Raw genomic sequence first — 6,650 nt, 5'->3', positions numbered from 1 at the left:
CCCACCCCCGTTCCCGGCTCTCGGCGATGGCGTCGGCAGCCGAACCCGTCAGCAACGGCGGCACCAGAACCGAGTCGAGGCCGGTGGTGAGCAATTCCAACAATCGTCTCCGGTCGGAGTACTTCTTGCGCACGAGGGAAGTGCCGTCGAGATGGAGCAGGTCGAAGGCGATGAACCGGATGTCGTCGCGGGCGGCGTTCTGCAGCTTCTCGAAGCTGCTGATGCCGTTGCTGTCGAAGACGACCACTTCACCGTCGATGACGGCGTCGTGATCGGCCAGGTCCTCGGCGAGAGACCCGATGGCTCCGAACTTCTCGGTGTAGTCGTTTCCGCTTCGGGTGCGCAGGGTCATCGAACCGTGAGTCAATTCCGCGACGATGCGGAAGCCGTCCCATTTACCCTCGAACGACCACTCGTCCTCGGGTAGATCGAGTATGTCGCCCACTGTTGCAAGCATCGGTGAGATGTTCTTCAGCACCGGCTTGTCCGTCGGCGGGCTGTCCATTTTTGTCGAGTGCTCTCCGGGTTGGTCCTTCATCAGGTGCATGAGCCACTGGTTGCCCTTGGTGCGGATGAGGGCGAACCTGCCGCGTGCTTTGGCTCCGTGCAGAACGACGATGACTTCGTCGTCTCTCCACTTCTCGAGTTCGTAGGTTCCGCTGTCCCAGATCGAGACGTCTCCGCCGCCGTACTCGCCCTTGGGGATTCGTCCGGAGAACGTCGCATATTCCAGCGGGTGGTCCTCGGTGTGGACGGCCAGACGGTTCTGCCCGCTCTCGACCGGGATGTTCTTGGGGACGGCCCACGACACCAAGACTCCATCGTGCTCGAGCCTGAAGTCGTAGTGCAGGCGTCGGGCATGGTGTTCCTGAATCACGAACGTATCGTCGTTACCCTGGGGCTCGGCGGCTTTCGGGATGGGCTCCGGAGTTCGGTCCGAGCTACGCATGCTGCGGTACTTGCCGAGCTTGTCCGTGCCGGAGGTGTCGTGTTCGTCCGCTGCCGGCTTCGGATCGAGGTCAGCCAATAGGTCTCCGGTGTCGTGGAACCGTTCCAGAACTTCCTGGAATCGAAGTTGTTGCAGTCCCGGCGATTCGAGCTCCTCCCAGGTTCGGGGGGCCGCGACGGTGGGTAGGGAACGGCCCCGAAGTGAGTACGGCGCAACGGTTGTCTTCTTTCCGTTGTTCTGACTCCAGTCGACGAACACTCGACCCGTGCGCTTCGCTTTCGCCATCGTGGCGGTCACCCGATCCGGTGACCGTTCTTCGAGCAGGGTGGCGACGCGTTTGGCGACGGTGGATGCGCCGGACGTCAACAGCGGTTTGTCCAGCGGTACGTACAGGTGAATTCCCTTGCTGCCGCTGGTGACCGGGTACGCGGTCATGCCGATGTCTGCAATGAGGTCACGTATTTCGCAGGCCACCTCAGCGCATCGGGCGAGGTCGACGTCGTCGCCGGGATCTAGGTCGAAGACCATGCGGGTGGCAGGGCCGGGTTCGGTGCCGTCGAAACGCCATTGCGGCACGTGCGCTTCGATGGCCGCCTGCTGCCCGAGCCACACCAGATCCGCTGCGGTGGAGAACAACGGGTAGGTGACGACTCGGTCGGAATGCTGCATGGATCGGCGGTCGAGCCAGTCGGGTGCGGATGCGGCGAGATTCTTCTCGAAGAACGAGGATTGTTCGACGCCGTTCGGCCACCGCTTGCGGGTCACGGCGCGTCCTGCGACGTGCGGCAGCATCGCCGGGGCGATGGCAGCGTAGTACTCGATGATGTCGCTTTTGGTGGTGCTGGTTTCTGGGAACAGCACCTTGTCGAGGTTGGTGACGGAGACCTTTCGGCCTTCGATCTCGAGCGTGGCCATCGTCTCAGGTTAGTGCTCGCCGTCTGAACCTGCGAGCAAGTTGTGACAGGCTCGAATGCATGGCAACGATCAGTGTCTCGGTACAGATGCCCGAGAACCCTCAGGGCGCGTGGGACAAGGCTTCCGCGCTCGACCGGTTCGACGAGTGGATGACCATCCACGGTGGTTGGTGCAGTCCGCCGCCGAACAAGGTCGGCAAGGGCACAAAGGTCGAGTCGCTGGTGAAGGTGAAGGGTTTCAAGAACACGATCAACTGGGAGTTCACCGAGTACGAAGAGCCGAAGCTGATCGAGATGTCGGGCCGCGGCAAGGGTGGAGTGAGGATCTCGCTGACCGTCCACGTGCGTGAGGCCGAGGGCGGTTCGGAGCTGACACTCGACGCGAAATTCGGTGGGGGCGTGCTGTTCGGCCCGGTGGGTTCGGTGGTCGCCCGTGCACTCGATACCGATGTGAAGCAGTCGGTGGCGAACCTGGCTGCATTGAAGTGACGGCATCTCGGGATTCCTGAAGCAGCTGTCGGACAATCTCTTCCAGCCCCGCAACGTGTTCTCGGTGCGGGGCTGGTGTGCGTTCGAGGGGCCTATGCGATGTGGGGGCCTGCTCGGGCGTGGGATTGTCTCGGTTGTCGGTAGGGGTCGACGGATGCCGGGGGTACGAACCAGGGGTGTTGATCGGTGCCGATGAATACTTCCCAGTCGCTGTGGTGGATGAGTCGGTGGTGGAATCCGCACAGGAGGACGAGGTTGTTCATGTCAGTGGGTCCGCCGTCGGTCCAGTGCCAGATGTGGTGACCTTCGGTCCAGGCGGCGGGTCTTCCGCAGCCGGGGAACGCGCACCCGTGATCGCGGGCGGTCAATGCTCGTTTCTGTTTCGCGGTGACGGTGCGGGCGGTGCGGGCGAGGTTGAGTGGGTTGCCGTTCTCGTCCATGACGATGGCGGTGAGAAGACAATCGCAGGCGAGTTGGCGAGAGGTGTTGCGGGAGAGCGGGCCCATCCACGGCAGCCAGCCGACGGTGGTGCCGTCGCCGAACAGGTCCCGATATGCGCCACGATCCGCAGTCACTGAACCGGCCTCGTTGTTGGTTTCTGCTGTGGTGTCGATGTCGACCGGGTCGACCAGGTCTGAGTCGAATTCTGTTGTAGCGCGTGTGGTTTCGTCATCGGTGATGTCGTCACTGCTCTGGCTGGCCAGGCTCTGGAGGTCCTGCAACCGGATGTGCAGGTTGACGTGCGGCTTCTCACCGCCCTCGGTGGGGCGGTCACTGGAGGCGAGGTAGCGGTCGAGGATGTGCCCGAAGGCGTCGGCTCTGCGCTTGGCGGGGCTGCGGTCGTCTGGGGTGCCGTCTGCGGCGGGTCGGGGTTCGGTCAACGGCGAAAGCGCGGTGAGCAGCTTTTCTCCGGTGATCGCATCGAAATCCATCTTCGCCACGAGACGTCCGTTGAGGGTTTTCGAGGCGAAGAGTTCGTTGCGGTCGGTGTCTTCCGGTGGTGGCTTGTCGCTGCCGTAGGTGTCTTCGAGTTTGGTGATCGCTTCTCGGATGATGTCGGTGCGTGCGCCGGGCCCGGTTGCGGCGGTGATCATGGCTTTGCGGGCGATGTCGCGACCCTCTTGGGGGAGGTTCTTCGGTGGTGTTTCGGCGAAGGTGAGAATCAGGGCGGCGTGGTCGACGGACATGACGCCGGTGTTGACGGCGTCGGCGATGTCGGGGAAGTTCTTCAACCCGCGAGCGAGGGCCACGATCTTGTTCGCTTTGCTCGGGGTGAGGAGGGTGGTGGAGGTGAGCCACCCTGCGGGTCCGGGGAAGCCGAGCTTCTCCCGGCTCACGCGGGTGTCGATCTCGGCAACGAGGGCGATCCGCCGGGCCTCCAACAGTTGGATCTTGTGGGAGACATCAGCAGCGTCGGCGAGGAGTTCGCTTTCGCTCAGTTGCCAGATCTCCGTGGTCATGGACCAAGTGTATCGAACGGGTGTTCGATGCGCAATGATGGTGCAATCGAAAACTATTGCTGTGCACAAGGATTCGGGATGCGGAACCTGTCGGTGGCCCGTGATATGGCCGCAACGTCAGTCGAGTGAGGATCGCCCGGGACCGCTGAACTCGAACGGGGCGGCGCGCAGTGGCTTCGATGTAGGGGTCGGACTGCAATGCACGAGATGTAGAGCAGACCTCTACTGCTGGCGTGTCTTTCGCAACCACCACAGTCCTGCGATGGGTAGCACGACCGGGATGAAGACGTAACCGGATCCGAAGTGCGACCACACCGTCGGCTCCGGGAAGTCCTGTGGCTGGATGTAGCTGAGGGTGCCGATGCCGAGGACTCCGACGAGTTCGATGATGCAGGAGACTGTCACCACTCGTCGCGATGCCTCGGTTGCTCGTGCCAGGCCGACCGTCGCGATGATGTAGACCACGGCTGCAAATGCCGACAGCAGGTACGCGACCGGGGCGTTGTCGAATCGGGTGGTGAGTTGCACGATCGATCGCGATGTCGCGGCAACGGCGAACACGGCGTAGACGGCGATGAGGAAGCGTCCGAATCCGGTGCGCGTGGCTTGCTGAAGTTTGTCAGGCATATCCGGCCCAAATCTGGCTCAGTCGCAACACCATGGCTGCGAGGGTGAGGACGGCTACGAGGAGCACTGCGGTGCCGCCGCGGGAACGGTCGCCCAGAGACCACCACGTTCCGAGTGGGAGCAGGAACAGCAGTCCGACGAGGTACGACCCGAACGTGAGGCGGTGAATGTCGCGATCGGAGGCGAACATCATCACGAACCCGATCACGGCCTGCAGTGCAACGACGCCTTCGGTAGCCGCGATCGTCCAGAACAGCGCGCGGTCGGCCTTGTTCTTCAACAGAACGGGCCTGTTCGTGGCGAGCTTCACGAGCACCCAGATCCCCACTACCAGGGACAACACGTACAACAAGCCGGTGACGGCGCCGATCATCGAGTTCCTCGTCATGCTGCGGTGGGTGGATGGACTTCCCTTCACAGTAACCGCGTAACACCACGTCAACACTGTGAGGCCCTTGAAACACGACGTTGTTCCGAGCGTGACCAATCGGAAATCGACGAGGCCTGTACTTGTTCCATGGCCGCAGAGGATCTGCCCTCTCGTCGGACATGACGGTTTTCTCGGGTGGACATCGGTGTCCACCGCATCCAGCCCGCTCTGCGAACCTCAGGAGACGCACGTGTCAGATCTCGACCAGTCCATCGCCGAGAACATCAAGAAGTCCCTCGAGGAGATTCCGCATCCCTCACTTCCCAAGGGCAGCAACATCTACGGGTCCACCAAGATCTTCCCCGACTACAAGGCAGAGAACGGCGAAAGCTACTTCACGCTGGTGCACGGCATCGCCCACGAGTCGTCGGTATCGTTCGTCGCGGTGCTACAGGCCACCCGCGCTCTGCGGAAGGGCTTCGAGTCGGCGATGTACTTCTATGGGCCAGGCGCTATCAATTGCCTTGCCACGCGCGGCTTCCCGACGACGGGAGACTCGGGCTTCCCGGGTGAGCAGAACATCAACGACTCCCTCGCGACGTTCATCGCCGAGGGTGGCACCGTGTTCTGCTGCCGCTTCGGGCTGGCCCTGCACGGGGGTCGCGAAGAAGACCTCATCGAGGGTGTCATCCCGGCCCACCCCCTGGACGTGCAGGACGCATTGATCCATTACGCGCGCAAGGGTGCCATCATCAATTCGACCTACATGGTCTAGGGGACGGTTATGTCCATCTCTACACGTGTGGATCTGGCGTTGCTCGGGATTCGAGGAGCAACGCCGGTGTCCAGAACTGCCGGTGCCGGCCCGAGTGACGATGGACATGTCCGCATCGATGGTCTCGGCGCAGCAATCCCGCGCAACCCGCTCAGTCCGTACGTACTCGAAGAAGGGCGAGTTCTGTTCGACGGCAACGACATCGGCCTCGATGTTCAGGCCGTCGATCGCCCGAAGTTCTACGACCTCTCCACCGCCGACGGCGTCGCCTACGAGAAGATCGCCAAGCTGCACGGCACCAGTGTTCTGGCCACGACCGTGGTCCAGACGTGCATTCGCTACGACGCCGATCAACGGTGCCGCTTCTGTTCCATCGAAGCGTCTCTGGACGCGGGCGACACCATCGCTGTCAAGACGCCCGCGCAACTTGCGGAGGTGGCGGAGGCCGCTGTCCGGCTGGACGGGGTGACGCAGATGGTCATGACGACGGGCACTTCGGCCGCGAAGGATCGCGGTGCCCGTCATCTGGCCCGGTGCGTACGTGCCATCAAGGCCGTGGTCCCGGAACTGCCGATCCAGGTGCAGTGCGAACCTCCGGGTGACCTGCAGGCCATCCAGGACCTGTACGACGCCGGAGCCGAGTCCATCGGAATTCACGTCGAATCGCTCGACGACGACGTGCGCCGCCGATGGATGCCGGGCAAGGCATCGGTCTCGATGGACGAGTACCGCGCGGCATGGAAAGAAGCGGTCCGGGTTTTCGGGCGCAACCAGGTTTCGACGTACATACTGGTCGGTCTCGGCGAGGATCCCGACGAATTGGTCTCGGGTGCAGCGGAACTGATCGAGATGGGTGTGTATCCCTTCGTCGTTCCGTTTCGGCCGCTCGCAGGCACGTTGGCGGTGGATGTCGACCGGGCGACGGCTCCCGCTGCCGACGTCCTCGAAAGCGTCACCCGACGCGTCGCCAAGGAACTTCAGGCAGCGGCGATGCTCGGGTCCGATCAGAAAGCAGGCTGCGCGGCCTGCGGTGCGTGCAGCGTTCTGCAGAACGCGGGAGGGTGAT

7 protein-coding genes are annotated in these 6,650 nt (G+C 62.8%); 3 read left to right on the top strand and 4 right to left on the bottom strand.

The genetic code is table 11. From position 1 onward, the window contains the following. Positions 1-1,864: non-homologous end-joining DNA ligase (gene ligD / locus J1M81_RS16105; protein ID WP_206498347.1), on the bottom strand; the 1,864-nt coding region annotated here is incomplete at its 3' end. Positions 1,865-1,923: 59 nt separating this feature from the next. Here ligD and J1M81_RS16100 point away from each other — a divergent pair. Beyond that, entirely contained in the window at positions 1,924-2,352 is a 429-nt protein-coding gene (locus J1M81_RS16100; RefSeq protein WP_027495234.1) for an SRPBCC family protein, read from the top strand. A gap of 92 nt (positions 2,353-2,444) precedes the next feature. On the opposite strand, the gene J1M81_RS16095 is transcribed toward J1M81_RS16100, so the two are convergent. From J1M81_RS16095 to J1M81_RS16085, 3 genes are all read right to left on the bottom strand, one after another. Beyond that, positions 2,445-3,812, bottom strand: a complete 1,368-nt coding sequence (locus J1M81_RS16095) for an HNH endonuclease signature motif containing protein (protein ID WP_206498346.1) — start codon at positions 3,810-3,812, stop codon at positions 2,445-2,447. Between the two features lie 222 nt (positions 3,813-4,034). Beyond that, positions 4,035-4,439: a hypothetical protein gene (locus tag J1M81_RS16090; protein WP_027495236.1), complete on the bottom strand. Its 405-nt coding sequence runs from the start codon at positions 4,437-4,439 to the stop codon at positions 4,035-4,037. After that, positions 4,432-4,827 carry a hypothetical protein gene (locus J1M81_RS16085; protein WP_230074147.1) on the bottom strand — a complete coding sequence of 132 codons (396 nt, stop codon included), beginning with the start codon at positions 4,825-4,827 and terminating at the stop codon, positions 4,432-4,434. Before J1M81_RS16085 ends, J1M81_RS16090 begins: the two co-directional genes overlap by 8 nt. 232 nt (positions 4,828-5,059) lie before the next feature. On the opposite strand from J1M81_RS16085, the gene J1M81_RS16080 reads away from it, so the two are divergent. After that, positions 5,060-5,584 carry an MSMEG_0572/Sll0783 family nitrogen starvation response protein gene (locus J1M81_RS16080; protein WP_027495238.1) on the top strand — a complete coding sequence of 175 codons (525 nt, stop codon included), beginning with the start codon at positions 5,060-5,062 and terminating at the stop codon, positions 5,582-5,584. A gap of 9 nt (positions 5,585-5,593) precedes the next feature. Continuing rightward, positions 5,594-6,649: an MSMEG_0568 family radical SAM protein gene (locus tag J1M81_RS16075; protein ID WP_032372542.1), complete on the top strand. Its 1,056-nt coding sequence runs from the start codon at positions 5,594-5,596 to the stop codon at positions 6,647-6,649. The last annotated feature ends 1 nt before the right edge of the window (position 6,650 follow it).

Source organism: Rhodococcus sp. KRD175, assembly GCF_017168275.1.
GTDB lineage: Bacteria > Actinomycetota > Actinomycetes > Mycobacteriales > Mycobacteriaceae > Rhodococcoides > Rhodococcoides fascians.
Note: the sequence above shows the minus strand (reverse complement) of the source record. Positions and strands in the feature narration are given on the sequence as shown.

Excerpts from the sequence above, each read along its gene's own strand:
- J1M81_RS16100 (WP_027495234.1), top strand. The coding sequence starts at position 1,924 with ATGGCAACGATCAGTGTCTCGGTACAGATGCCCGAGAACCCTCAGGGC.
- J1M81_RS16095 (WP_206498346.1), bottom strand. The coding sequence starts at position 3,812 with ATGACCACGGAGATCTGGCAACTGAGCGAAAGCGAACTCCTCGCCGAC.
- J1M81_RS16090 (WP_027495236.1), bottom strand. The coding sequence starts at position 4,439 with ATGCCTGACAAACTTCAGCAAGCCACGCGCACCGGATTCGGACGCTTC.
- J1M81_RS16085 (WP_230074147.1), bottom strand. The coding sequence starts at position 4,827 with ATGACGAGGAACTCGATGATCGGCGCCGTCACCGGCTTGTTGTACGTG.
- J1M81_RS16075 (WP_032372542.1), top strand. The coding sequence starts at position 5,594 with ATGTCCATCTCTACACGTGTGGATCTGGCGTTGCTCGGGATTCGAGGA.